General features: G+C 63.6%; 27 protein-coding genes. 21 read left to right on the top strand and 6 right to left on the bottom strand.

The window, feature by feature from the left end; translation table 11 throughout:
• Positions 1 to 379: 379 nt before the first annotated feature.
• The 17 genes from ACSBOB_RS10655 (at position 380) to ACSBOB_RS10575 (ending at position 14262) form a co-directional block, all read left to right on the top strand.
• On the top strand, positions 380 to 1804 hold the full coding sequence (locus tag ACSBOB_RS10655) for a flagellar hook-length control protein FliK (protein ID WP_442582369.1): 1425 nt from the start codon (positions 380 to 382) through the stop codon (positions 1802 to 1804).
• A complete protein-coding gene (locus tag ACSBOB_RS10650) occupies positions 1725 to 2315 on the top strand; it encodes a transglycosylase SLT domain-containing protein (protein WP_442582368.1) in 591 nt (196 codons plus the stop codon). Before ACSBOB_RS10655 ends, ACSBOB_RS10650 begins: the two co-directional genes overlap by 80 nt.
• 229 nt (positions 2316 to 2544) lie before the next feature.
• Positions 2545 to 3213 (top strand): response regulator transcription factor, encoded by a 669-nt coding sequence (locus tag ACSBOB_RS10645; RefSeq protein ID WP_442582367.1) that lies wholly within the window; start codon positions 2545 to 2547, stop codon positions 3211 to 3213.
• Positions 3214 to 3322: 109 nt separating this feature from the next.
• On the top strand, positions 3323 to 4582 hold the full coding sequence (locus ACSBOB_RS10640) for a flagellar hook protein FlgE (protein ID WP_442582366.1): 1260 nt from the start codon (positions 3323 to 3325) through the stop codon (positions 4580 to 4582).
• 65 nt (positions 4583 to 4647) lie between these two features.
• The gene (gene flgK, locus ACSBOB_RS10635) at positions 4648 to 6102 is read left to right on the top strand and encodes a flagellar hook-associated protein FlgK (protein ID WP_442582365.1); all 1455 of its coding nucleotides are present in this window, start codon (positions 4648 to 4650) and stop codon (positions 6100 to 6102) included.
• A gap of 4 nt (positions 6103 to 6106) precedes the next feature.
• Positions 6107 to 7156, top strand: a complete 1050-nt coding sequence (locus tag ACSBOB_RS10630; protein ID WP_442582364.1) for a flagellar hook-associated family protein — start codon at positions 6107 to 6109, stop codon at positions 7154 to 7156.
• 24 nt (positions 7157 to 7180) lie between these two features.
• Complete coding sequence (flaF, locus tag ACSBOB_RS10625; protein WP_442582363.1) at positions 7181 to 7528, top strand: flagellar biosynthesis regulator FlaF; 348 nt, start codon at positions 7181 to 7183, stop codon at positions 7526 to 7528.
• Entirely contained in the window at positions 7525 to 7968 is a 444-nt protein-coding gene (flbT, locus tag ACSBOB_RS10620) for a flagellar biosynthesis repressor FlbT (RefSeq protein ID WP_442582362.1), read from the top strand. Before flaF ends, flbT begins: the two co-directional genes overlap by 4 nt.
• Entirely contained in the window at positions 7968 to 8372 is a 405-nt protein-coding gene (gene flgD, locus ACSBOB_RS10615) for a flagellar hook assembly protein FlgD (RefSeq protein WP_442582361.1), read from the top strand. Before flbT ends, flgD begins: the two co-directional genes overlap by 1 nt.
• A gap of 62 nt (positions 8373 to 8434) precedes the next feature.
• Entirely contained in the window at positions 8435 to 8701 is a 267-nt protein-coding gene (fliQ, locus tag ACSBOB_RS10610) for a flagellar biosynthesis protein FliQ (protein ID WP_349007701.1), read from the top strand.
• Between the two features lie 104 nt (positions 8702 to 8805).
• Positions 8806 to 10893 carry a flagellar biosynthesis protein FlhA gene (gene flhA / locus ACSBOB_RS10605; protein ID WP_442582360.1) on the top strand — a complete coding sequence of 696 codons (2088 nt, stop codon included), beginning with the start codon at positions 8806 to 8808 and terminating at the stop codon, positions 10891 to 10893.
• A gap of 96 nt (positions 10894 to 10989) precedes the next feature.
• Positions 10990 to 11742 (top strand): flagellar biosynthetic protein FliR, encoded by a 753-nt coding sequence (gene fliR / locus ACSBOB_RS10600; RefSeq protein WP_442582359.1) that lies wholly within the window; start codon positions 10990 to 10992, stop codon positions 11740 to 11742.
• A gap of 42 nt (positions 11743 to 11784) precedes the next feature.
• Complete coding sequence (locus tag ACSBOB_RS10595) at positions 11785 to 12165, top strand: hypothetical protein (RefSeq protein WP_442582358.1); 381 nt, start codon at positions 11785 to 11787, stop codon at positions 12163 to 12165.
• A gap of 72 nt (positions 12166 to 12237) precedes the next feature.
• Positions 12238 to 12813, top strand: a complete 576-nt coding sequence (locus tag ACSBOB_RS10590) for a rod-binding protein (RefSeq protein WP_442582357.1) — start codon at positions 12238 to 12240, stop codon at positions 12811 to 12813.
• Complete coding sequence (locus ACSBOB_RS10585) at positions 12810 to 13223, top strand: hypothetical protein (protein ID WP_442582356.1); 414 nt, start codon at positions 12810 to 12812, stop codon at positions 13221 to 13223. Before ACSBOB_RS10590 ends, ACSBOB_RS10585 begins: the two co-directional genes overlap by 4 nt.
• Positions 13220 to 13771 carry a hypothetical protein gene (locus ACSBOB_RS10580; protein ID WP_442582355.1) on the top strand — a complete coding sequence of 184 codons (552 nt, stop codon included), beginning with the start codon at positions 13220 to 13222 and terminating at the stop codon, positions 13769 to 13771. The genes ACSBOB_RS10585 and ACSBOB_RS10580 overlap by 4 nt, the downstream gene beginning before the upstream one ends.
• A gap of 143 nt (positions 13772 to 13914) precedes the next feature.
• Positions 13915 to 14262, top strand: a complete 348-nt coding sequence (locus ACSBOB_RS10575; RefSeq protein WP_442582354.1) for a hypothetical protein — start codon at positions 13915 to 13917, stop codon at positions 14260 to 14262.
• Between the two features lie 12 nt (positions 14263 to 14274).
• Here ACSBOB_RS10575 and ACSBOB_RS10570 read toward each other — a convergent pair whose 3' ends face one another.
• Entirely contained in the window at positions 14275 to 15462 is a 1188-nt protein-coding gene (locus ACSBOB_RS10570) for a pyridoxal phosphate-dependent aminotransferase (RefSeq protein WP_442582353.1), read from the bottom strand.
• 87 nt (positions 15463 to 15549) lie between these two features.
• Between ACSBOB_RS10570 and ACSBOB_RS10565 the strand changes: the two genes are divergently transcribed.
• Both ACSBOB_RS10565 and ACSBOB_RS10560 read left to right on the top strand, forming a co-directional pair.
• Positions 15550 to 16230: a GNAT family N-acetyltransferase gene (locus ACSBOB_RS10565; protein WP_442583706.1), complete on the top strand. Its 681-nt coding sequence runs from the start codon at positions 15550 to 15552 to the stop codon at positions 16228 to 16230.
• A 6-nt stretch (positions 16231 to 16236) separates the two neighbouring features.
• On the top strand, positions 16237 to 17196 hold the full coding sequence (locus tag ACSBOB_RS10560; RefSeq protein WP_442582352.1) for a cation diffusion facilitator family transporter: 960 nt from the start codon (positions 16237 to 16239) through the stop codon (positions 17194 to 17196).
• 92 nt (positions 17197 to 17288) lie between these two features.
• Here the strand turns inward: ACSBOB_RS10560 and ACSBOB_RS10555 are convergent, their stop codons facing one another.
• Positions 17289 to 17660, bottom strand: a complete 372-nt coding sequence (locus tag ACSBOB_RS10555; protein WP_442582351.1) for a hypothetical protein — start codon at positions 17658 to 17660, stop codon at positions 17289 to 17291.
• Between the two features lie 144 nt (positions 17661 to 17804).
• On the opposite strand from ACSBOB_RS10555, the gene ACSBOB_RS10550 reads away from it, so the two are divergent.
• Positions 17805 to 18563 carry an SDR family oxidoreductase gene (locus ACSBOB_RS10550; RefSeq protein ID WP_442582350.1) on the top strand — a complete coding sequence of 253 codons (759 nt, stop codon included), beginning with the start codon at positions 17805 to 17807 and terminating at the stop codon, positions 18561 to 18563.
• Entirely contained in the window at positions 18560 to 18769 is a 210-nt protein-coding gene (locus ACSBOB_RS10545) for a hypothetical protein (protein WP_442583705.1), read from the top strand. Before ACSBOB_RS10550 ends, ACSBOB_RS10545 begins: the two co-directional genes overlap by 4 nt.
• A gap of 296 nt (positions 18770 to 19065) precedes the next feature.
• On the opposite strand, the gene ACSBOB_RS10540 is transcribed toward ACSBOB_RS10545, so the two are convergent.
• The 4 genes from ACSBOB_RS10540 to ACSBOB_RS10525 form a co-directional block, all read right to left on the bottom strand.
• A complete protein-coding gene (locus tag ACSBOB_RS10540; RefSeq protein WP_442582349.1) occupies positions 19066 to 20145 on the bottom strand; it encodes a nickel/cobalt transporter in 1080 nt (359 codons plus the stop codon).
• 13 nt (positions 20146 to 20158) lie between these two features.
• A complete protein-coding gene (locus ACSBOB_RS10535) occupies positions 20159 to 20779 on the bottom strand; it encodes a DUF1007 family protein (RefSeq protein WP_442582348.1) in 621 nt (206 codons plus the stop codon).
• A gap of 238 nt (positions 20780 to 21017) precedes the next feature.
• Positions 21018 to 21326 carry a hypothetical protein gene (locus tag ACSBOB_RS10530; protein ID WP_442582347.1) on the bottom strand — a complete coding sequence of 103 codons (309 nt, stop codon included), beginning with the start codon at positions 21324 to 21326 and terminating at the stop codon, positions 21018 to 21020.
• A gap of 110 nt (positions 21327 to 21436) precedes the next feature.
• Complete coding sequence (locus tag ACSBOB_RS10525) at positions 21437 to 22024, bottom strand: hypothetical protein (protein WP_442582346.1); 588 nt, start codon at positions 22022 to 22024, stop codon at positions 21437 to 21439.
• Between the last annotated feature and the right edge of the window lie 13 nt (positions 22025 to 22037).

The following is a 22037-nucleotide window of genomic DNA, read 5'->3' as shown; positions in this document are numbered from 1 at the left end:
GCCGCGGCCGGATTCCTCTCCCGCCTCCGGGGAAGAGTTGGCGATAACGCCACAAGCAGTAGTTCCTGCGGGCGTCAACAGTTCCGCCCAGCCGATCTCGGCTACATCGTCAGACCCGTCTTCCGAACCCCAGACGGTAACTGCGGACTTTCGTCCGGGAGAGGAGTCCACCCCGCCAGACCTGTCATCCAGACGCAAAGACGACGGACAATCGTCCGGCCGAACGGCGAGGTCGACAAACGATCCTCCGGCAACGGCCAGCCGGCGGCACGCCGCTGAGGCGGATGATGGAGAACCTACAGCGGACGGGCCTGGATCTCGCACAGCGGCACCGACTGCGTCCCTCGCGAATGCCGCCTCGGACAGGTGGGCAACCTCTGTGTCGGAATCGACCGCGCCGGCCGCATCGAACGCTGCTCCCGTCGCGAAGCCTGCCGCCGCCGCGACCAAACCGGCCACGCCCGCTCAGGAAACCGCGACAGTGGCGGGCAAGGCGAAGCAGGCGCTTACGGCTGCGAAAGAGGCGCCCACTGCGGTTCCGGAGCTTCATCCGGCTCAGGCGGACACACAGATCCTGACTGGTGCGGCGACAGAGACTGCGCGGACGGAGCGCGCCGACCCCGTTGTGACCCAGTCTGCCGCCCAGCCGGGCGTTGCGATCGGGCAGACATCCTCCGGTGAACCCACACCTCCGAACCGAATGGCGTTGCCGACCGTTCCGACGGACGCGGCAGAGCGCATCGTGACAACATCCTACGCCGAGCCCCGCATTTCGGCCCGGCAGATGTCTGGCGATGAACCCGCATCCTGGAACCCAACGGCGTTGGCGGCCGAGCCAACGAGGCGATCCGTCACGACGGCCGTCGTTTCCGCATCCTCCAGCGTAGGGCAAAACCCTTCCTTCGCGGTCGAGGTGACGGCGGCTGCGGCGCGCTATGTGAACCGACAGCCGCTGCGAGGCGACGACCGAACCTTCGCGCCGTCACCCTCCCCCGACGCCACGCCTCCGCGTAATACGCCACGCCGCACGATGCAGGCCGCGCCGCAACCACCGCTGTCCACCATGATATGGCGCACCCTGGCCCCTGCCTCCCTTTCGGAAACGGCGCGAGCCACGGACGGTGATATCGGAACCGGGCGCCCCGATGCCGCTTCGGAAACGGCCGTCAAACAGGACCACGGGGACATCGATATCCCGAACCGCACAGATACCGACCGAAACACGACGCAAAGCGTCTCTTCCGTCTTGGGAAAACCAGTTGAAACCGTCACTTACCCGGCCACGCCGTCGCTCGCGGTGGGCAAGGCTATGCTCTCCGAGCCGAGCTGGCGGCCCGCCCCTGTTGCAGAAGCGACACACCTGCAAACCCATCGTGCGCCGCTGTCCCCCAGGACCCTCGAAGTGCAGCTCAATCCCGAACATCTGGGTGCGGTCAATGCCACGCTCCACATGTCGGGAACACAACTAAAAGTCGAACTGCGTGTCTCCACACGCGACGCCCACGACCGCCTGAAGGGCGAGGAGCAGGTCATTGAAAAGGCCATCCGTTCGCTCGGCTATGAAGGGGCGCAGATTTCGATAATTCAATCTTCAGTTGCCGTCACGACAAGTCCCCGCCCCGACGCCGCGATGCAATCGATGGCGCAGCACCGCGACCAGCCGCCTGGCGGCATGGCGTCCGGAGAAGGCGGCGGCAGATCCGGAAACCAGCAGGGAGGACGCCATGACGACAGCGGCACAGGCACCCTTGGCGGCACGACTCAACGCGATACCGATCGCGCTGGCGGCGGCGTTTACATTTAGCCACGCCCCGTCCTATGCCGCCGGCAATCCTTGCGAACCGGAAATCCTGCGTGCCGCCGACCGCTACGGCGTGCCAGTGGGCATCCTCTACGCGGTTGGACTGACAGAGACCGGCAACAAGGGCAGCCTCCAGCCCAATGCATTGAATATAGAAGGAAAAGCCGTATTCCCCGCAAGCCGGCGACAGGCGCTCGCGGCTTTCGCCAAGGCCAGGAGCGAAGGCAAGACGCTGATCGACCTAGGCTGCATGCAGATCAACCACCACTACCATTCGCAAGCATTCGCCAGTGTCGACGACATGCTGGATCCAGCCAAGAATGTCGACTACGCGGCGCGCTTCCTGGCAAGGCTCCACGCCCGCCACGACACCTGGACGATGGCCGTCGCCCGCTACCATGCCGGACCCGACAACGACCCGGCGCAGAAGCGTTACGTCTGCCGCGTCATCGCCAACATGGTCGCCACCGGCTTCGGCAAATGGACGACCAACGCTCGTTCTTTCTGCAACTAAAGATAGCATATCCGGCAAAGATTTTTCGGACCGATGCAGGTCGACGCGGAACCTCGTCTCGCCGCCCTATCATCCCGCATGGATATGCAACCGAGAGCCGATATTAACAACCTGAAGGTGTCGAGACTCCTGAAAAACAATCCATAAGAAATAGCGATATTTCGGGGTGACCCTCGCGACTACGCCTTGCTCCACAGATCGCTACGAATGATTCGAAAGGCGGGGGCCTATGATCGTAATCGTGGACGAGCGAGAGCTCGTCACTGACGGCTACTCTTCACTGTTCGACCGGGAGGGAGTGGCATCCACCGGCTTTAAATCAGGCGAATTCGGCGAATGGGTTTCCAGCGCCGCCGACGCGGATTTGAAATCGGTCAGGGCCTTTCTGATCGGCGACTGCGGAAGCGAGGCGGTACTGCCCCGCGCCATCCGCGACCGAACCGGCGCGCCGGTGATCGCGCTCAGCGAGCAGCATTCGCTGGAAAACACGCTGCGGCTGTTCGAGTCCGGCGTCGACGACGTCATCCGTAAGCCGGTCCACATCCGCGAGATCCTGGCACGCATCGCCGCAATCCGCCGCCGCGCCACCGACGAGCAGAAGCCGACCGAGATCGGCCGCATGCGCATCTTCATGGACGGACGCGACCCCGAGATTGACGGCCAGCCTTTGCCGCTGCCGCGCCGCGAGCGCCGCATCCTCGAATATCTGGCCGGCAACAGCGGCCGGCGGGTCACCAAGACCCAGGTATTCAACGCCATCTACGGCCTGTTCGACGAAGAGGTCGAGGAGAACGTCGTCGAGAGCCACATCAGCAAGCTGCGCAAGAAGCTGCGCGAGCGGCTGGGCTTCGACCCGATCGATTCTAAGCGTTTTCTCGGCTACCGGCTGGTCGTCTGATGTCTCCCGTTCCGCTGGCATCTAAGCGGGGCCGCCTCGCCGACAGCCTCGCGCAAGACAAAAAGCCTAACCTCCGGTCCAGCGGCTTGGATTTTGAGGAGACCTCCCGATGAGCCTTTCTGGAATGATGCGGACCGGCGTCTCGGGCATGAACGCCCAGGCCAACCGGCTTTCTTCCGTGGCGGACAACATCGCCAATTCGAACACCACCGGCTACAAGCGCTCCAGCACGGAGTTCTCGTCGCTGGTAATCCCCTCGACCGGCGGCAACTATGCCTCCGGCGCCGTCACCACGACGGTGCGCAATGCGGTCAGCCAGCAGGGCGACCTGCGCTTCACCACCTCGTCCAACGACCTCGCCATCAACGGCAACGGCTTCTTCATCGTCCAGGATGGCGACGGCCAGACTTTCATGACCCGCGCCGGCGCCTTCACGCCGGACGACCAGGGCCGGCTGGTCAACGCGGCCGGTTTCCAGTTGATGGGCTACAGCTACGCCAACGGCATCCCCAGCGCCAACGCCAACGGTTTTGGTGGCCTGGAACCCGTCAACGTCACGATGAGCGAGACGACGGCAGCGCCGAGCCGGGTCGGCATCTTCAGCGCCAACCTTCCGGCAAGCGCCGACATCGTGCCCGCCGCCGAGCGCCCGTCGGCAAACGCCGCGACGGCGAAGTTCTCGGCGAAATCGTCGCTGCTCTCCTACGACAATCTCGGCCGCGAGGTGCTGCTCGACGTCTACAGCACCAAGACCGGCGCCAACACCTGGGAAGTCACCATTTACAACCAAGCCGATGCCGCCCCGAACACGTCGTTCCCTTACAGCCAGCCGGCGCTCTCTACCCAGACGCTGACCTTCGACGGCACCACCGGCCAACTAACTCCCGCCAGCGCCAAGGATATCTCCGTCGCCGTTCCCGGCGGCCAGAATCTGGTGATCGACCTCGCCAAGATGACCCAGCTCGGCGACAAATACACGGTCGGCACCGCCGAGATCGACGGCTCAGGGCCCAACACCATCGACACGGTCGAGATCGGCGACGACGGCACCGTCTTCGCCCAGTTCGGCGACGGCTCGATCAAGGAGCTCTACCGCATCCCGCTCGCAACCGTGCTCAGCCCCGACCAACTCAACGTGCTTCCCGGCAACGTGTTTTCGGAGAGCACGCTGTCCGGTTCGGTGCAGGTCGGCTTCCCCGGCGAAGGAGCCAACGGCGCGATCGTTTCGGGCGCCCTCGAAAGCTCGAATGTCGACGTGGCTGAGGAACTCACCGCCATGATCGAATCCCAGCGCAGCTACACGGCGAATTCCAAGGTGTTCCAGACCGGCGCCGACCTGATGGATGTTCTCGTAAATCTCAAGAGGTAGGTTCGGCACGGCCGGCGCTTCTCAAAGTGCCGGCCGGCCGCCGAGCCGCCTGAAAGTAAGCCGGCATGTCGCTTTCCTCCGCCCTCGCAATCGCGCAGTCCTCGCTCCTCAACAACGGGCGCCAGACCAGCGTCGTTTCGCGCAACGTCCAGGAAAGCAAGAACCCCGACTATACCAGGCGCGTCGCCGTCGTCTCCAGCCAGGCGGCTGGCGCTCGCGTCGTCGACATCCAGCGCGCCACCAACGAGCAGTTGTTCCGCCAGAACCTCTCCGCCTTGTCGTCCTGGAGCGGACAAGGCACGCTGTCCAGTGGGCTGGAGCAGCTCGAGATCTCCGTCAACGGCATCGACAATAGCTCGACCGCCGCCGCCGTGCTCGGCAAATTCCAGCAGGCATTGCAAACCTATTCGGCTTCGCCGTCGAACCGCACCCTGGCCGAGAACACCATCGATGCCGCCCGCCAGGTGGTGCGCACGCTGAACGGCGGCACGGCTTCGATCCAGTCGTTCCGCGTCGACACCGACAGCCAGATTGCCGGCGCCGTCGACGAATTGAACCAGTTGCTGGCACAATTCAAGGACGTCAATACCGCGGTCACCACGGGTACCCGCGCCGGGCGCGACGTGTCGGATGCGCTCGACCAGCGCGATGCGCTGCTGAAGAAGATCTCCGAATACGTGCCCCTGTCGACGCTGTCGCGAAGCGACAACGACATGGTGCTGATGACCAAGGACGGTGCGACGCTGTTCGAGAAGGTGCCGCGCACCGTCTCCTTCCAGGCCTCCAGTTCCTACGGCGCGGGCAGCGCGGGCAATCCGGTCTATATAGACGGCGTGCCGGTGGGCCTCGGCAGCGGCGGCAACACCGACGCCTCGGGCAAGATCGCCGGCCTGGTGCAGCTGCGCGACGGCGTCGCTTCACAGATGCAGGGCCAACTCGACGAGATCGCCCGCGGACTGATCACCGCCTTTGCCGAGAAGGGCACGGCTGTTGCCGACAGGCCCGGCCTTTTCACCTGGCCGGGCGCACCGGCAATGCCTGCTGCCGGCGCGCTGGTCGACGGCCTTGCCGGCTCGATCAGGATCAACGCCGCCTTCGATTCCAGCGCCGGCGGCAATCCGGACCTTCTGCGCGACGGTGGCGCCAATGGCGCGGCCTACGTCGTCAACACCGCCGGCAATGCCGGCTTCGCCGATCTGCTCATCGCCTATGGCGACCGCATGGACCAGCCGATGGCCTTCGACCCGTCGGTCGGCCTCACCACCAACATCAGCCTCAGCAACTTCTCGACCGCCGCGATCGGCTGGTTCCAGGCGGTGCGCAAGGACGCCTCCGAGGGTGCGGAGAACAAGGAAGCACTGGCTGCCCGGACGCAGGAGGCGTTGTCCAACGCGACCGGCGTCAATGTCGACGCCGAGATGTCGCTGCTGCTCGACCTCGAACATTCCTACGAGGCCTCCGCCCGCATCATCAAGGCGGTCGACGAGATGCTGGCAGCGCTCCTGGCGGCGGTAGGCTAGCGCGATGAGGACCACCTCCGTCTCCACAGCCGCCCTCTCCCAGTCGCTGCGCTATTCGCTGGTGCGCGCGCAGGCTGAGCTGACAAAGGCGCAGAAGGAATTGCAGACCGGGCAGTTTGCCGACACCGGCCTGGCGCTGGGGGCCCGCACCGCCCAGACGGTGTCGTTCACCCGCGACTTCGACCGCATGCAAGGCATCGTCGATTCCAACACGCTGATCTCGTCGCGGCTGAAGAGCACGCAGGACTCGCTGAAACAGATCGGCGACGCCGCCCAGACCTTCCTGTCGACGCTGACCACCAGCTCTTCAGGCGACGCCGTCGGCGACGTCACCCAGTCCGCCGCCAAGATCATGCTGGAGCAGTTGACCGGCATCCTCAACACCAGCTTCAACGGCGAGCACATCTTCGCCGGCACCAACACCGACGTCACGCCGATCGACAACTTCAGCGTCCCTGGCTCGACCGCCAAGGCCGCCTTCGACGCCGCCTTCCAGTCGCATTTCGGCTTCGCCAAGACCGATCCGGCGACCGCTTCCATCACCGCCACGCAGATGGACGCCTTCCTGACCGCCGCCGTCGAGCCGCAATTTCTCGGCGCAGGCTGGGCCGCGAACTGGTCCGACGCAACCGACCAGCGCATCGTCAGCCGCATCACGTTGAACGACACCACCGAAACTTCGGTCAGCGCCAACGATCCCGGAATCCGCAAGCTTGCGATGGCCGCCGCGACGATCAGTGAACTGTTCGACAGCAATATCGGCCCTGGCGCCCGCCAGGCGCTGCTGGACAAGGCCGTCGATCTTGTCGGCCAGGCCGTCGTCAACATCGGCGACCTGCAGGCCACCACCGGTATCATCCAGAAGCGCGTCAGCGACGCCAGCGACCGGCTCAAGGTGCAGGTCGACCTGTTCGAACGCCAGATCGGCGACATGATCGGCGTCGACCCCTACGAAGCCAAGACGCGCGTGGACGCCTTGCTCGGCCAGATCGAAGCCTCCTACGCGCTGACGGCGCGCCTCCAGCAACTCAGCATCCTGCGTTTCATCAGCTAACCCGAGCAACGGCAACGCCACACGATGTACCAATTCTCCTACGCCGATATCCAGACCGACTCGGTCGCCGACGCGCGGGATCGGGAGCGCCAGCTCCTCAACCGTTCCATCGCCTTGCTGAACGAGGCGCAGCAGGCCGGGACCGACTCGCTGAAGGCGATCGAGGCGCTGCATTTCACCAACCGGCTGTGGACCACCTTCGTCGAGGACCTCGGCAACGCCGAGAACGCCCTGCCGAAGGAACTGCGCGCCAACCTGATCTCGATCGGCCTCTGGCTGCTGCGTGAGGCCGAGGAAGTTCGCCAGGGCCGCTCAGACAATTTCGAGGGGCTGATTGAAGTGTCGCAGATAATCCGGGACGGAATACGATGAAGCCGACGCTGAAGATATCGCTGAAGCCGAACGAGAAGATCTATCTCAACGGCGCCGTCGTGCGTGCCGACCGCAAGGTGACGATCGAACTTCTGAACGATGTGCAGTTCCTGCTGGAAAGCCATGTGCTGCAGGCCGGCCAGGCATCCACGCCGCTGCGTCAGCTCTATTTCATGGTGCAGATCATGCTGATGGAGCCGGAAGGCGCCGCGCAGGCGCGCGAGTTGTTCCGCAAGTCGCTGCCGCTGCTGATCGCCAGTTTCGAGGACCAGCAGATCAGCTCGGCCCTGAAGCAGGTCGACGCGCTGGTCAGCGAGGGATCCGTGTTCGAAGCGCTGAAGACGATCCGCTCGCTCTATGGCCTCGAGGCCAGGGCGATGGGGCATGCCAACGATGCCGCCGCCATGGCGCGGCCGATCGCGATGGGAGCGCGGGCCTGATGTCCATGCCGGTCAACGCAGTCCAGAACAACAACGCCACGCCGAAGAGCGAGGCGGTGTCGAAGACCTCGGTCGATTACGAATCCTTCCTGCGGCTGCTCGTCGCCCAGATGAAGAACCAGGACCCGACCAACCCGATGGATTCCACGCAATATGTGGCGCAGCTCGCCTCCTTCAGCCAGGTCGAGCAGTCGGTGCAGATCAACAGCCGCCTCGACCAGCTTCTCCAGGCCTCGACGCTGGGTCAGGCCGACGCGCTGATCGGCCGGACGGTGACGTCCGCCGACGGCAAGATCAGCGGCGAGGTCAAGGAAGTCCGGCTCACCACCGGCGGCGCCACCGCCGTGTTGACGAACGGCAAGGAAATCCCTGTCGGCGCCGGCATCGTGATTTCGGCTGGCTAGCGCGCAGCCGCCCCGACGATGTCGCACCGTTCTTACAACCCTCTGGCAACGGAGCGAAACCCATGAACGAGGCCGACGCACTCGACATCGTCCAGTTCGCGATATGGACCGTACTGACGGCCTGCGGACCGGCGGTCGGCGTTGCCATGATCGTCGGCATCGGCATCGCGCTCGTCCAGGCGCTGACGCAGATCCAGGAAATCACGCTGACCTTCGTCCCGAAGATCGTGGCCATCCTCCTGGTCATCGCCTTCACCGGCCCCTACATCGGCGGCCAGATCACCGCTTTCTCCAACGTCATCTTCGAGCGGATAGAGACGGGATTCTGACCGCCAAGGGTCAATTGCCCACGCCTCGCGCAAGCTTGAGCGCCTAGCCTCTCCGCGCCGGCCCGCGCGCGCTTCGCTCCGGCTTGAACCGGATCGGACCAGGCATGGCAGTTACCGAAACTCTCTCCCCGGCAGCGCCCGCCCGCAACGCACGCGACATCTTCTTCGCGCTGGGCATCGTCGTCATCCTGGCGGTACTGTTCCTGCCGATCCCGGCCTTCATGATCGACATCGGGCTGGCCTTCTCGATCGCCCTGTCGGTGCTGATCCTGATGGTGGCTTTGTGGATACAGCGGCCACTGGATTTCTCGTCCTTCCCGACAATCCTGCTGATTGCCACCATGCTCAGGCTGTCGCTGAACATCGCGACGACCCGCATGATCCTGTCACATGGCAGCGAGGGAACGGATGCCGCCGGCTACATCATCAGCGGCTTTTCACAGCTCGTCATGAGCGGCGATTTCGTCATCGGCCTGATCGTCTTCCTGATCCTGATCATCGTCAATTTCATCGTCATCACCAAGGGCGCGACACGCATCGCCGAGGTCGGCGCCCGCTTCACGCTGGACGCCATCCCCGGCAAGCAGATGTCGATCGACGCGGACCTCTCGGCCGGCGTCATCGACGACAAGACGGCGCAGCTGCGCCGACGCGAGCTGGAAGAGGAAAGCTCCTTTTTCGGCTCCATGGACGGCGCATCGAAATTCGTGCGCGGCGACGCCATCGCCGGCCTGATCATCACCTTCATCAACATCGTCGGCGGCATCGCTATCGGCTATTTCCGCCACGACATGGGCATGGCCGAAGCCTCCGACGTGTTCATCAAACTGTCGGTCGGAGACGGTCTGGTCACTCAGATCCCGGCGCTCGTCGTGTCGCTCGCCGCCGGCCTGCTGGTCTCCAAGGGCGGTACCCGCGGCTCCACCAACCAGGCGGTGTTCGGCCAACTCGGCGCCTATCCGCGCGCGCTCTACGTCGCCGCCGGCCTGCTGGTGCTGCTGGCGCTGATGCCCGGCCTGCCGATGTTCCCCTTCGTCACGCTGGCGCTGGCCATGGCGGCGATCGGCTACATCATCCCGCTGCGTCAGCGCCGCGACGCAGAGGCGCTGGCCGCCGTCGCCCGCGAGGTTACGGCGACGAAAGAGGACGAGGAGAAGAATTCCGTAAAAGCCTCGCTCAAGACAGCGGAGATCGAGATGCTGATCGGCAAGCAGCTCTCGACCAAGCTCCTGGTCTCGCATCAGGAACTCGCCTTCCGCATGGCCAAGATGCGCAAGAAATTCGCCTCGCAATACGGCTTCGTCGTGCCCGAGGTGAAGCTCACCGACGACCTCGCTTTGCAGAGCAAGAGCTATCAGATCAAGATCCATGGCACCGTGGTCGCCGAGCACCAGATGCGTGTTGGCGAGTTGATGGTGCTTTTGGGAAAACGCGACACGCCCGAGATCCCCGGCGAGGAAGTGCGCGAGCCTGCCTTCGGCATGCGCGCCTATTCGGTACCCGAAATGTTCGCCGAGGACCTGAAACGCGAGCAATATACCTATGCCGACAACATGTCGGTGTTGCTCACGCATCTCTCAGAGGTGATCCGCAACAACCTGCCGCAACTCCTTTCCTACAAGGACATGAAGGCGCTGCTCGAGCGCCAGGACCCGGAATACCGGAAGCTGGCGGAGGAAATCTGCACGTCGCACATCTCCTATCCCGGCCTGCAGGCGGTGTTGAAGCTGCTGCTGGCCGAGCGTGTGTCGATCCGCAACCTGCACCTGATCATCGAGGCCATCGCAGAGATCGCGCCGCATGTGCGCCGCACCGAGCAGATCGTCGAACATGTGCGCGTGCGCATGGCCCAGCAGATTTGCGGCGACCTCTCCGAGGCCGGTGTTCTGAAAGTGCTGCGCCTCGGCAACCGCTGGGATCTCGCCTTCCACCAGAGCCTGAAGCGCGACGCCAAGGGCGAGATCCGCGAATTCGACATCGACCCGCGCCAGTTGGAAGAGTTCGGCCAGGACGCGTCGAAGGCGATCCGCGCCCATATGGAGGGTGGCGAGCGCTTCGTCATCGTCACCGCGCCAGATGCCCGTCCTTATGTGCGCATGATCATCGAGCGGCTCTACACGACGCTGCCGGTGCTCAGTCATGTCGAGATCGCCAAGGGCGTCGACATCCGCATCCTCGGCACGATTTCGTGAACTTGCTGTGGTCGTGTCGCAAAGCTTACCCCCACCCCTGACCCCTCCCCAAAAGGGGGAGTGGTCAGGGGTGGGGATAGCCGCCGTTGCGAAGCTATGACCGCCCTGCCAGAAAGCATCGTCATCGCGGCCTTTCTCGCCTTCTGCCGCATCGGCGGCTGCTTCATGATCATGCCAGGCCTGTCCAGCGCGCGCGTTCCCATGCAGGTCAGGCTGTTCGTCGCGGTGGCCGCCACCGGCGCGCTGCTGGTGAATCTTTGGGACCTGATCCTGCCCTCGGTCAGCCGCGAGCCTGCTATCCTTGTCCCGATGGTCGTCTCCGAACTGCTGACCGGCAGCCTGATCGGCCTGCTGGCGCGGCTCTACATGATGGCGCTTTCCTTCATGGGCACGGCGATCGCCATGCTGGTCGGCTACGGCGGCGTGGCCGGTCCCGGCATCGAGAATGGCGAACCGCAGGCGCCGCTGGGCGAGATCATCTCGTTCTCGGCGCTGCTGCTGTTGTTCGTCTTCGATTTCCACCATGAGATCGTCAAGGCGCTGGTGCAGTCCTACCAGGTCGCCCCGGTCAACGTCTTCTTCAACCCGCGCGCCGCCCTGGTCAACGTCACCGACACGATCGGCGAATCCTTCATGATCGCGCTGCGCCTCGGCAGCCCGTTCATCGCCTACGCCATCCTGGTCAATTTGACCGTCGGCTTCGTCAACAAGCTGACGCCGCAGATACCGGTTTATTTCATTTCGCTGCCGATGGTGGTCGCCGGCGGGCTGATCCTTTTCTACTTCGCCATCGCCACCATGCTGAGCCTGTTCGCCGACGGGTTTCTCGCGGCAAGTTTTGGAAACTAGGCATGCCCGTGTCGCGCCGTTCAACTTGCGGAAAGACCTGACATGACGGACCGGGCGAAACGGCTGCGCAAACTGCTCACCGTCCAGGAAAAGCTGAAGGCGCTGCACGAGACGCGCCACGCCGGTTATGTCGCTGCGGCCGCCGCGGCGCACACCGATGCCGAGGAACTCGTCGACCGCTTCGACGCGGAGGGTTCTCTGGCGATGTCCTTTCCCGATGTCTACAACCGCCATATTTCGTCGGCGCTCTCCAGGGAGCGCGCCAATCAGCGGCTGGCCGAGGCCGAGGCCGGCCGCGTCGCCATGGCCACCGCCCGCACCAACATGGTCGAGCGCGCCTGGCGCGAGGTCAGTCGTGCCGACGAACGCAGCCGTACCGAACGCGACCTGCTGGAGTTGCTGGCCCGGAAGCCGGAGAAGTAGGCCATTCCAAGCAAGGCTCCCGCAAGCTTTCTGGTTCACAATGCCTTCGTCAAAACCGCAGGAGCGTTCTCCTTGGCCATTTCCCCGCCCAGCGACATCGTGCTGGATGTCGCCCGCGCCGTGGAGCCGTCGGGGCTGGATGCAGCGAGCGCAGCCCTGGCGCGCCGCACAGGTGCGGTCGCCCCGACCGGCACCGACGCAGCCTTCAGCGTCGGTTCTCCCTCGGCGGCAGGTGCAACGCGGGATGCCGGCAAAACCGGGCAGGCCGACGCCTTCAGGAAATTCGAATCGGTGGTTTTGCAGACTTTCGTCCAGACCATGCTGCCCAAGGATGCCGAACAAGTCTTCGGAAAGGGCCTGGCCGGCGATATGTGGAAATCCATGATGGCCGGGAAAATCGCGGATGTCATGACCGAGCGCGGTGGCATCGGCATCGCCTCGCATCTGCTGTCCGACCACTACGTCGAGGGCAAGACCGCCAAGCCGGTCGGCCCGGTCTCGCGCGGTCCGGAACGCACGGAGGAGGACCGCCAGGCCGCGCTTTCCGACGCACTGGTGCAGGAACTTCAGCGCAGGGCGGCAAACGCGTTGCGTGAGACCGGCAGCGATGCCGCCGAAAGTCCGAAGCCGTACAGGAGCGTCACATGACCGAGTACACCTCCGCCGCCGTGAGCGAACGGCCCTATGCCGGCGATGCCGCCGCGCCGGTCCGCCCCGCCAGCCTGTCGATCATCATCGGCCGCATCGAGGAGGCGGTCGAGGCGGAGACCCACGGCCTCAAGCACGACCGCGACTTCGACCTGCAATCGTCCAACGCCCGCAAGAGCCGCCATCTGTATGAACTCACCCGGGCCATGAAAGGCATCGGCGACGCCGATATGCTGGGCGAGCATCGCGACAGCCTGAAGCGCCTACGGGAAACGCTGGGCCGCAACGAGGCTGCAATCCGCGCCCACCTCAACGCGGTCAGCGAGGTCGCGACGCTGATGCGCAACGCCATCCGCCACGCCGAGGCGGACGGCACCTATTCGGCCGGCGAATTCGGATGGGGAACGTGATCAAGTTCGCCCTGGCCGCCGTCTGGATCTGCGCGGCGACGCTGGGCGCCGTGTTCTATTCGTTCCAGTCGGCCGGCGCGAAGAGCGATGCGGCCGTCGCGCCCGCCTCGCTGATGGGCGGCCTCGACTATGTGAAGACCGACGTGATTTCCGTTCCGCTGATCCGCAACGGCTCGGTGCAAGGCTATTTCCTTGCGCGCCTCGTCTATACGGTCGATCCGGCGGAGATGCGCAAGCTGACAGTGCCGGCGGACGCGCTGATCACCGACGTCGTCTACTCCTATATCTATTCGACGCCGATCCTCGACTTCACGAAGAAGCCGGTTCTCGACCTGGAGGCCTTTCGTGTCGGCGTGCGCGACGGCATCAACAAGCGCGTCAAGCAGGACCTGGTCGAGGAGGTGATGATCGAGCAGGTGGATTACCTCACCAAGGACGAAATCCGCGACAACGCGGTCAAGCGCCGCAAGCAGGCCACCGACAAGGCCGATGGCCAGGCCGGAACCGCACAAGGCGACGGCGGGCACGAGGCAGCCCCCGCCCACTGAGGTGCCGGATCGACACGCCGCGTTTCTCCGCGAGGATGATTTCGTTAGAACCTATGGGCGGATGGATGGGCGGAAACACACGTGCCAAATCGGCAGGATTGCAGCTCTTCACCCTGCTGCTTCTAGCCGGATGCTCGCCAACGATGACGATCGACGATCGTGTGGGCGCAACGAGCGCCCAATCCAATTCGGACCACCAGCGATGCCACGAAATGGTTGAGGCCCAACCGGGCCTCTATGTGCCTCAGCAAGGCACGCTTGCCGGCGCGGCCGGCGCCGGCGCGATCGCAGGCGCGGCAAGCGTGATTGCGGAGGAGCGGGCCGTCGACGTTTGCATGCAGCGTCTCGGCTACACCAAAAGGACGCTGACGCCGCAGGAAACGCAGGCGGTACGCTCGGCTCCCCGCGGCACGGCCCGGGAAAAGGCACTCGACTCGCTGATGAAGGCCAATGATCCGATTTCCGAACAGCCAGTGCCGCCGGCCGGATGATCCGGGCGCGTGCTATCCGCGTCGTAGGAACGCTCCGATGCGTTCGATCGCCCGCAAAATGTTCTCTTCGGAATTGGCGTAGGAGAGGCGGATATAGCCTTCGCCGAGGATGCCGAAATCCGGGCCGCCGATCAGGGCGACGCCGGTTTCCTCCAACAGCGTCGAGGCGAGTTTCTTGGCCTTCCAGCCCGTCTCCGAAATATTCGGGAAGGCATAGAACGCGCCCTTCGGCGTGATGCAGGAAACACCCGGCAACCCGTTCAGCCCGTCGACCACCACCTTGCGGCGGCGGTCGAAGGCCTTCATCATCGCGTTCACCGCGTCCTGCGGCCCGTCGATGGCGGCGATGCCCGCATGTTGCGAGGGAGCATTCACACAAGACCAGCAGTTGACGGCCAGCTTGCGCACCTTGTCGTAAAGGTAGCTGCTTTCCGCGGAATTCGGCCAGATCGACCAGCCCATGCGCCAGCCGGTCATCGCCCAGGTCTTCGACCAGCCGTTGAGCACGATCAGCCGCTCGCGCAGTTCCGGGAATTGCAGCAGCGAGCAATGCTGTTCGCCGTCATAAGTCATGACGTCATAAATCTCGTCGGAAAGGATCGCGACGTTCGGGTGCTTCTCCAACCCCTTCGCCAGTTTCTCGATCTCGGCGCGCGGCGTCACGCCGCCGGTCGGATTGGCCGGTGAATTCAGGATCAGCAGCCGCGTCTTCGGCGTGATCAGCGCCAGTGTCTCTTCGGCCGAGAAGGCAAAACCGTTGGCCTCGCGGATCGGCACGGGGATCGGCGCAGCACCCGTGAATTCGATCATCGAGCGGTAGATCGGGAAACCTGGATCCGGATAGAGAATCTCGGCGCCCGGCTCGCCGAACATGACGATCGTCGCATACATGGTCGGCTTGCCGCCGGGCAGGATCATCACGTTTTCCGGCGACACTTCCACGCCGGTGGTGGTCAGCGTGCGGCGCGCCACCGCTTCGCGGGTCGCCAGCAGGCCGGTCGCCGGCGTATAACCGTGGTGGCCGTCGCGCAGCGCTTTGATAGCCGCCTCGACGATGTGCTCCGGCGTGCGGAAATCGGGCTGGCCGATGCCGAGATTGATGACGTCCTTGCCTTGCGCCGCCAGCGCGGTGGCGCGTGCCAGCACGGCGAAGGCATTTTCCTCGCCGATGCGGTCGAAAGCGGCAATCGTTTGGAGCATTTCCGTATCCCATCTGGTGCTGTGAGGCTTTTTGCGCTTTTGAGATGGTCGCGCAGACAAAGTCAAAGGAAATGGAACCCCGCCGTGATCGAAGACCTGAAAAACTGGACGGCCCGGCCCCATCCCGAACGCAAGGTGCTGGAGGGGCGCTACGCCCGGCTCGAACCGCTCTCGGCTGAAAAGCACGGCGACGGATTGTTCGAGGCGGCAACCATCGCCAATGCCGACGAGCGGTTCCGCTGGCTCGGCGAGTATCCGCCGGAGAGCCGAGCGGCGCTCCAGCCCTGGCTGGAAAAGGCCGAGGCCAGCCAGGACCCGTTGTATTTCACGGTGATCGACAAGGCCTCGGGCAAGGTTGCCGGCCGCCAGACCTTTCTGCGCATCGACACCGCCAACGGCTCGATCGAGATCGGCCACATCCATTGGGGGCCGCTGATGCAGCGCAAGCCGGCGGCGACCGAGGCGCAGTTCCTGTTCATGCGCTATATCTTCGGCGACCTCGGCTATCGCCGCTGGGAGTGGAAATGCAACAATCGCAACGAGCCGTCTAAGCGTGCGGCCTTGCGCTTCGGCTTCCAGCCTGAGGGCGTGTTCCGGCAGGCCATGGTGATCAAGGGTGAAAATCGCGACACTGCCTGGTTCTCGATCATCGACAAGGAATGGCCTGCCCTCAAGCTGGCCTATGAAGCATGGCTTGATCCGGCGAATTTCGACACTGCCGGGCAGCAGAAGAAGCGGCTGGAGGAGTTTTACTCTGCTGGAGCCTGACAGCCGATGAGCCATGCGCACTCGCACGACCACCCGGAAGCAGGCGGGCAGGCCCGTGCGGTGGAGGATGCGCATGGCCATGATCACGATCTGCGCGGCGCCGACAAGAACCGGGTCCTGCTTGTGGCGCTGCTGACCGGCGGGTTCATGATCGCCGAGGCGGCCGGCGGCGTGCTGACCGGCTCGCTGGCGCTGCTTGCGGATGCCGGCCACATGCTCACCGATTCGATCGCGCTGTGGCTTGCCTGGTGGGCGTTCCGGCTGGCCGAGCGGCCAGCGACGGGACGCCACACCTATGGCCTCGGACGCGTCAAGACGCTGGTCGCCTACACCAATGGCGTCGGCATCTTCGTCATCGCCATATGGATCGTCTACGAGGCGGTGACGCGTGTTTTCAATCCCGGCCCGGTGCTCGGCGGGCCGATGCTTGTGGTGGCGCTGGCGGGACTTGGCGTCAACATCGCGGGGCTGCTGATCCTGCGGGGCGGCAACCGCGACAGCCTCAACATGCGCGGCGCGATCCTGCACGTGCTGGGCGACCTGCTCGGCTCGGTGGCTGCAATCGCTGCCGCGCTTGTCATCCTGGCGACGGGATGGACGCCGATCGATCCAATCCTGTCGGTGGTGGTCGCCGTGCTGATCCTGTCCACGGCATGGACGCTGATGCGCGAGGCGGCGCATCTTCTGCTCGAAGGAGCACCGGCCAATCTCGACCGCGATGGCATCGCCGCCGACCTTGCAGCCAATGTCGAAGGTGTCAAGGAAGTCAATCACATACATGTCTGGTCGCTAGACGGCGAAACGACGATGGCGACGCTGCATGCCTGCCTCGCCGACGGTGCCGACCCGTATGCGGCGGTCGCGGCGATCAAATCGAGGCTTGCGGCAAAGCACGGGATAGACCATGCGACAGTCGAGCCGGAATTCGCGGCCTGCGCGGACCAGTCGCCGGGACACGCACACTAAGGCAGCGCGTCTGGGCATCCGGTTCCGCGTTGAAACAAGTCTTCATTTCCTTGACAATCAACGCGCGACCAAATGATGTTGCGCAAAACGTATCATGGAGAAATTTCATGCATCGGTCTCTGTTCGCTTGCCTGGCTCTGGTTATGAGCCTTGTCGCGCCGATAACGCTTCCGACGCCCGCTCATGCGGTCACGATCGACATCACGGTTGGCACCAGCCTCGATAGAGGCCGCGCGGTCACGTGCAGGGGAGGCGAGCGAATCCTGCGTAGCCGCGGCTTCCGCGAAATTCGCCGGGTGGATTGCCGCGGGCGGTTTCTGGTTTATCACGCCCGGCGCGGCGGCAGCCGGTTTGAAATCGCCGTAAGCGCGCACAATGGCCGTGTCGTCGACGTTCGTCGCATCAGAAGGTGACGTTTCGGGGAAATTCCGCGCCGATCGGTGATGTGAATGGACTTCGGCCACTGTGCCGACGGTCTTCCCCGAACAAGTTGCCGGGTATTGGTCCCGAAGGCGCTGTTTGCAACCTAATCCTTTGTTAAGCGTAGGATTTCCGAGAACTCGTGCCGTCTCGGGGTCATGGTTCGGAGTCGGGCTCGAGGAGGGCAAATGAGCGGAAGACTGAAGGGCAAGGTCGCGGTGGTCACCGCCGCGGGGCAAGGCATCGGACGGGCGATCGCCGAGATGTTCGTGGCCGAGGGAGCGACCGTCCATGCGTCCGATATCTCGCGCGACAAGCTTGAAGGCCTGGCGCGGGCGAAGAAGGCCAAGCTCGACGTCCTGTCGACCAGGGCGGTCGACGCCTACGCGCAAAAAGTCGGCAAGATCGACATTCTGGTCAACGTCGCGGGCTTCGTGCATCACGGCACGGTTCTCACAACCTCCGAGAAAGATTGGGATTTTTCCTTTGACCTCAATGTGAAATCGATGCACCGGACGATCCGCGCCTTCCTGCCGGGCATGCTGGAAAGGGCGAAGGAGACGGGCAAGACCTGCTCGATCGTCAACATCTCGTCAGGCGCCTCCTCGGTGCGGGGCATACCGAACCGCTACGCGTATGGGGCAAGCAAGGCAGCGGTGATCGGCCTTACAAAGGCCGTGGCGGCGGACTATATCCGCGACGGGATTCGCTGCAACGCGATTGCGCCGGGAACATTTCGGTCGCCTTCGTGGGAGGACCGGGTCGAGGAACTCGGAAAAAGCTGGGGCGACAAGGACAAGGCCTTGGAAATGTTCGTACAACGCCAGCCGATGGGGCGCGTGGCGGATGCCGCCGAGATCGCGCCGATCGTGGTCTATCTCGCTAGCGACGAGGCGGCTTTCACGACCGGCACGGTGATGATGGTCGATGGAGGATTCGCGCTCTGATGAATGCTGACAACCGCAACGCAGCGATCGCAGCGCTGATCATCGTGCTGGGTTTCGGCTTCGGCGCCTATTTCCTGCCGTCGATCATGCTGGAGCTCGGTAGCTATTCGACTGTAATCGCAGGGGTTTTCGGCGTTCTCTTCGTCGCGGCGTTCTTCCTCGTGTTCTGGCTGAGAGGCCGCTACCAGCGTCGGCACGGGCAGTGACGACTGCGCGGGAAGAATTCCCGTGAAGTCCGGAATATCGATCGTTTCCAACGGCCTGGGCGCAATGTCAGGAGCACGCAGGCCGTTCGGGCTTCACGCAGGCCTCCAAAAGCGGGCCGTAACCACCACTGCGACGCATTTTGCGTTGACGGCGGCCTCGATTCATTTCCTCGCGTTTGATGCAGCTTGTGTTCGGACAACGGAGCTCGGCCGAAGCGCGTTTGCTCGCCGAAAAGGCCCTGCCCGGCCGAAAGTTTTCGCCGGCGGAAACGTGAACATTCCCGGTCGTTAGATTCTTATGCGTTGAGGCTCGCACCCAGCAGCGCCAGGCCGAGCAGGAAGACCAGCAGGGCGCCGGCGATCTCGATCGAGGCATGCACCCGATTTCCCGTTCGGCCGTCTCCGGCAAGGGTGACCGCCCAGTTCTTGGCGGTGACCGCGAGCGTGGCGAGCAGCGAGACGGTGATGGCGGTGCCGACCGCCATGGCGACCACCGAAAGCACGCCGCCGGCGAAGAGGCCGTTGAGGAAAGCGAAGGACAGGACGATCAGCGCGCCGGTGCAGGGGCGCAGGCCCACGGCCATGACCGCCGACCAGGCGGTGCGCCAGTCGAAACGGTCGCCGGAAATCATCGACGGGTCGGGCGCATGGCTATGGCCGCAGGTCTCGCAGACCATCGCTCCGCCGGCGACACTTGCGTCCGACGCCACGAAGGCGTGGCCGAAGCGGGTCGTGGCGCGATGGTCGATCTCGCCGAACAGGTCGGCGGTCGCGCCGCCCGCCTGCGCAGACGACAGGCTGTAGGCCGGGTTGAGGCCGAACAGGCCGGACATGCGCGGCCAGGCTTTTTTCCACAGCAGCCAGGCGCCGAACAGGGTGATCAGCGCATAGCTGGCGATCTCCAGGAACCAGGTGGCGTCGGTCATCGAGATGGCGGTGCCGCGCAGCACCAGGAACACCAGCGTCATCACGACGATGGCCGTCAGTGCTTGCAGGAAGGCGGAGACGAAGGACAGCATGATGCCGCGCCTGAGCGCCACCTCGTTGGCCAGCATGTAGGAGGAGATGACCGCCTTGCCGTGGCCCGGTCCGGCGGCGTGGAAGACGCCGTAGGCGAAGGACAGCCCGACCAGCACCCACAGCTGGCTGCCGTCCTGGCGCATCGCCTTCAGCGCGCCGGTGAGCGACCGGTAGAAACCCTGCTGCTGGACATTGACCCAGTTCATGAAGCCGGAGAACAGCCCCGTGGACGGGATCATCGCCTCGTTGGTGCCGATGCCCAGCGAACTCTGCGCATGGGCATGGCCGATGAAATGCGTCGCGACATAAGCAAGTGCGATCAGGGCGAACACCGCCCGCGCCGTCCAGCCCTTCATGCGGCGTCCCCCGTCATCCGCTCGCCTGGCAGGTGAGTTCCAGCTTGGTGGCGAAAATCTTGCTCATGTCGGTGCCGGTGGGGTCGTTGAAGAACGCGTCTGTCAGCGTCGACTGGTTCTGGGCGATGGCCTCGTCCGGATCGGGGCGGATGACGCTCTTCGTGCAGTCCGAAGGCATGTCGACCACCGACAGGTTGGCATCCTCGGTGAAATCGATCGCCGTGTAGAAGGTCGGGTCGTAGACGCCGAAATCCACCTTTCCAGACAGTTTCAGCGGCGCTTTCGGCTGCGACTCGAACAGGATGATGAGTTGCTGATCCTCGAAATTGGCGATCAGCTTCGTCGGCGGCTGCATCGCCACGTCCTTGCCGTCCTCGGTGACGAGCTGGAAATAATTGTATTCGGCAAGCGAGGAATGGACGGTGCTGGCGACGTCCTGCAATTCGGCATCGTCGAGCTTCAGGTCGGAATTCTTGTCGAATTCCATCAGAACGGTGGAGGAGAACAGGTCGTCGAACCGCCAGAGATGGCGCAGCGATTTCACCGTGCGGTCGGGATTGACGACAACGTCGAGCCGTGCCTCGGCGAAAACGTGCGGATGCACGAGCGCCGGTGCGCTCGATCCGAGGAGCATCGCGGCAGCGGCCGCCGCCTTTGTTAGCTGATGGGGAAAATGCATCCTCGGGCCTGGCTGATTTGCGAGACCCGAGGATTACCAGAAAACGGGCGAAAATGGGACCGGCTGCCCAGCGCGGATGGTCGCAGATCCTCGCGGCTCAGCCGCGTGGACTGTCCTGCTGAGCTGCGTTCTTCGATAATCTGTCCATTCGCATCTTGGATGGCTGCCTATTATTTCTGTTCCGCATCCTGAATCAAATTATGTACAGGCCTTGTATGGAGATCGTCTGAGCCCCAGCAACGCCAACGATCCAGAGATTTACGTCCCTAAATTGCGCTTCGACATTTGTCGCACTGCATACCATTTTTATATGCTTCCCATCAATTGATGTGGAGCCGGGAACCAATGTAATCCCGTTTATCGCAGGCCCATTTTGGGCCGCTGAAGAATGAAATTGCAATCCTTTGGTATTCAACTCATCTCCCTTAATTGCAAAGGAGGTGTCGTCGTTGTTCGGTGCGCTAACCGGAGAAGGCAGCAAGGTGTCCAAGCCTACGGGCATGATATTTCTCCAAATTAACACGGATCAGCTCTCATAGGAGCAATCCGATGCATTTCGGTGTCGGTGGCGTACTGTTTGTCATTCGTCGCCGAGGCGACGGCATTCGATATTCAGCCGCTTGACCGCCCCATCGAACCGCTGGAGCGCCCCATTGAACCGCTGGAGCGTCCCATCGAGCCGCTGGAGCGTCCCATCGAGCCGTCCGGGTCGCGGGGGTCGCCTGCCGTCTCGGCAGCAAGCAGAATTTGTTCGAGAGGGCCAGTCTCAACGTTGAAACGCATCGAGAAGTCGCCCTTGTCGTAAATCCAGACCCTCATATCCTTAGCCAGTGAGCGCGTTTGCGATCCAAGGCCGGTAAGAGCACTGGAACCTGGCGAGCGGGCGAGCCTGCCATATTCCACTTCGCCCTGGGCATTTTCCGGGAGCGGGTCGTCGGGATCGAGGCCTACTCCATGAACCAGGAAGATCGTTGGACGTGCCAGTTCGAAGAACGTGCCTTCAAATGCAAAGGCGTAGATGCGGGCCAGCCGGGGTTGCGGGGCATTCGGCGGAACATCAAGCTGCCGTCGAAGGAAATTGTTGTCTCCAATCGGAACTCCCGCTGTGACACCATAATTGGGGTTGAGATTGATGTCGCTCAAGCGCCTTCCAAACAAGTATATGGATGATAATCCAAGTAAAGTTTCGCTGTCTGGCATTGCAACCTCCGCT

The organism is Mesorhizobium sp. KACC 23794 (genome assembly GCF_052180275.1).
Lineage (GTDB): Bacteria > Pseudomonadota > Alphaproteobacteria > Rhizobiales > Rhizobiaceae > Kumtagia.
Note: the sequence above shows the minus strand (reverse complement) of the source record. Positions and strands in the feature narration are given on the sequence as shown.

Coding starts and splice junctions, on each gene's coding strand:
- flgK (WP_442582365.1), top strand. CDS start 4,648: ATGTCGCTTTCCTCCGCCCTCGCAATCGCGCAGTCCTCGCTCCTCAAC.
- ACSBOB_RS10595 (WP_442582358.1), top strand. CDS start 11,785: ATGACGGACCGGGCGAAACGGCTGCGCAAACTGCTCACCGTCCAGGAA.
- flgD (WP_442582361.1), top strand. CDS start 7,968: ATGTCCATGCCGGTCAACGCAGTCCAGAACAACAACGCCACGCCGAAG.
- flaF (WP_442582363.1), top strand. CDS start 7,181: ATGTACCAATTCTCCTACGCCGATATCCAGACCGACTCGGTCGCCGAC.
- flbT (WP_442582362.1), top strand. CDS start 7,525: ATGAAGCCGACGCTGAAGATATCGCTGAAGCCGAACGAGAAGATCTAT.
- ACSBOB_RS10530 (WP_442582347.1), bottom strand. CDS start 21,326: ATGCCCGTAGGCTTGGACACCTTGCTGCCTTCTCCGGTTAGCGCACCG.
- fliQ (WP_349007701.1), top strand. CDS start 8,435: ATGAACGAGGCCGACGCACTCGACATCGTCCAGTTCGCGATATGGACC.
- ACSBOB_RS10575 (WP_442582354.1), top strand. CDS start 13,915: ATGACGATCGACGATCGTGTGGGCGCAACGAGCGCCCAATCCAATTCG.
- fliR (WP_442582359.1), top strand. CDS start 10,990: ATGACCGCCCTGCCAGAAAGCATCGTCATCGCGGCCTTTCTCGCCTTC.
- ACSBOB_RS10570 (WP_442582353.1), bottom strand. CDS start 15,462: ATGCTCCAAACGATTGCCGCTTTCGACCGCATCGGCGAGGAAAATGCC.
- flhA (WP_442582360.1), top strand. CDS start 8,806: ATGGCAGTTACCGAAACTCTCTCCCCGGCAGCGCCCGCCCGCAACGCA.
- ACSBOB_RS10535 (WP_442582348.1), bottom strand. CDS start 20,779: ATGCTCCTCGGATCGAGCGCACCGGCGCTCGTGCATCCGCACGTTTTC.
- ACSBOB_RS10585 (WP_442582356.1), top strand. CDS start 12,810: ATGACCGAGTACACCTCCGCCGCCGTGAGCGAACGGCCCTATGCCGGC.
- ACSBOB_RS10560 (WP_442582352.1), top strand. CDS start 16,237: ATGAGCCATGCGCACTCGCACGACCACCCGGAAGCAGGCGGGCAGGCC.
- ACSBOB_RS10650 (WP_442582368.1), top strand. CDS start 1,725: ATGACGACAGCGGCACAGGCACCCTTGGCGGCACGACTCAACGCGATA.
- ACSBOB_RS10540 (WP_442582349.1), bottom strand. CDS start 20,145: ATGAAGGGCTGGACGGCGCGGGCGGTGTTCGCCCTGATCGCACTTGCT.
- ACSBOB_RS10550 (WP_442582350.1), top strand. CDS start 17,805: ATGAGCGGAAGACTGAAGGGCAAGGTCGCGGTGGTCACCGCCGCGGGG.
- ACSBOB_RS10640 (WP_442582366.1), top strand. CDS start 3,323: ATGAGCCTTTCTGGAATGATGCGGACCGGCGTCTCGGGCATGAACGCC.
- ACSBOB_RS10525 (WP_442582346.1), bottom strand. CDS start 22,024: ATGCCAGACAGCGAAACTTTACTTGGATTATCATCCATATACTTGTTT.
- ACSBOB_RS10645 (WP_442582367.1), top strand. CDS start 2,545: ATGATCGTAATCGTGGACGAGCGAGAGCTCGTCACTGACGGCTACTCT.
- ACSBOB_RS10630 (WP_442582364.1), top strand. CDS start 6,107: ATGAGGACCACCTCCGTCTCCACAGCCGCCCTCTCCCAGTCGCTGCGC.